At 37.0% G+C, this 1,723-nt stretch carries 3 protein-coding genes; all 3 read left to right on the top strand.

The genetic code is table 11. From position 1 onward, the window contains the following. A partial coding sequence (locus RLO81_RS11060) for an alanine:cation symporter family protein (RefSeq protein ID WP_350111449.1) occupies positions 1-326 on the top strand: 326 nt, incomplete at its 5' end. A gap of 49 nt (positions 327-375) precedes the next feature. Further along, positions 376-1,380, top strand: coding sequence for a porin family protein (locus RLO81_RS11055; RefSeq protein WP_350111447.1), 1,005 nt, complete (start codon positions 376-378; stop codon positions 1,378-1,380). 103 nt (positions 1,381-1,483) lie between these two features. Continuing rightward, positions 1,484-1,723: tetratricopeptide repeat protein (locus RLO81_RS11050; RefSeq protein WP_350111445.1), on the top strand; the 240-nt coding region annotated here is incomplete at its 3' end.

The following is a 1,723-nucleotide window of genomic DNA, read 5'->3' as shown; positions in this document are numbered from 1 at the left end:
TTGAGTCTGCTTTCCCGGGTTTTGGAAATTATATCTTATTAATCTGTATTTTATTCTTTGCTTCCTCGTCTTTATTCAGCTTTAGCTGGTATGGATCGCGATGCATGGCATTTTTAGTCGGTGAAAAAAACAAAGTGTATTATAACTATATCTATGTTGCCACTATCGTATTTGGTTCCATCGCATCGTTAAGCACAATATTTAGTTTAATAGATGGTGCTTTTGCTGTTATGGCCATACCTACCATGATATCGGCAATTCTTTTAGCACCAAAGGTTAAAAAGGAAGCCAAAGTTTACTTTGATAAAATAAAAGGTATAGACTAATTGTAATGAATTATCGTTAAAATTGAATTGAAATTAACTAGTGAGTCATATGCTTTTATTAAAGAATAAGCTAAGTGTATTTATAGTTCTAATCTTTGTGCTGACTACTGGAAATTCTTTCAGTCAGGGATGCAGCGATGCTGGTTTTTGTACGATGGGTGCTATGAAACCAAGCCAGATCTATACGAAGAAAATTAATTTCAAATTACGTTCAGCTGAGTTTAGCTACGGTCAAGGTAATACAACGATAAGTCCTAAAATAACAGCTGCCACAGTAGATTTAACCTTTGGCATCAACGAGGTTACTTCTTTTCAGTTAAAAGTGCCTTATTACTGGGTTACTGGAAATTTAGGCGAAACATCCGGACTGTCTGATATTTCTTACAGTGTTACACGAAACGTTTACTCTACCGAACAATTTCATATTAATGCTACGTTAGGCGGGAAAATCCCGACCAATGCTTCTGATCAGGATAGCGATGTTAATTCGCAATTTATTACTGACGGATTGGCGGCAGGTACATCTACAGATCTGCCCATGTATTACCAAACCAGTCTGGGAAGTTGGGATTTAGTGGCAGGAGCCTCATTCATAAGTCAAAAATGGATGTTTGCCACAGGTATTCAAATTGCATTAACAGAAAATCAAAATGACTTTAGGTATGAACAGTGGGCCAATTATCCGGACGACAATTATTTACGCGATAATTTTTTAGCAAATGACCTAAAAAGAGGAACGGATGTGATGCTGCGAGTAGAGCGTGCTTTCCATTTTTCGAAATGGGATATTCGAGCTGGCCTACTCCCTATTTTTAGAATTACTAAAGATGAAATACTCGATACTACACCTGGGTCACCAACAGAAGGGCAGCGTGTAAAAGTTGATAAAACAACAGGATTAGCGATGACTGCCTTGCTAAATGTAGCTTACCACTTCAATACCAATCATAGCATAAGCGGAATTTACGGACAAAAAATTACGGATAGAGATGTGAATCCTGATGGGTTGACAAGAGACAATGTATTTTCTATAGGATATGTTGTTAGGTTCTAAATTTACTGTAGCAACCTTTTTCTTTTATCTGTTTCTAAGTGCAGGTACTTGTGCACAAGAAGTGTGTTCTACCCTTCAGGAGAGATTAAATACAGGGAATTTATTGGAAATAGATCATTTACTCGACAATTCTCAAAACAAGTGTCCTAGCATTGTAGGACAGATTTATTTGAGAAAGGGTAATAATGAACAGGCTGAGAAATTATTCAACGAGGCACTAAAAAATGCCGAACAAGATACTGAAGAATATGCCGATGCATTGAATCATTTGGGCATAATATATTGGAATACAGGCAGTAGCAGTAAAGGCGCTGAGCATGTTGAACAAGCACTTAAAATTCGA

Origin of the sequence: Fulvivirga sp. (assembly GCF_040220315.1) — a bacterium.
Lineage (GTDB): Bacteria > Bacteroidota > Bacteroidia > Cytophagales > Cyclobacteriaceae > Fulvivirga.
Note: the sequence above shows the minus strand (reverse complement) of the source record. Positions and strands in the feature narration are given on the sequence as shown.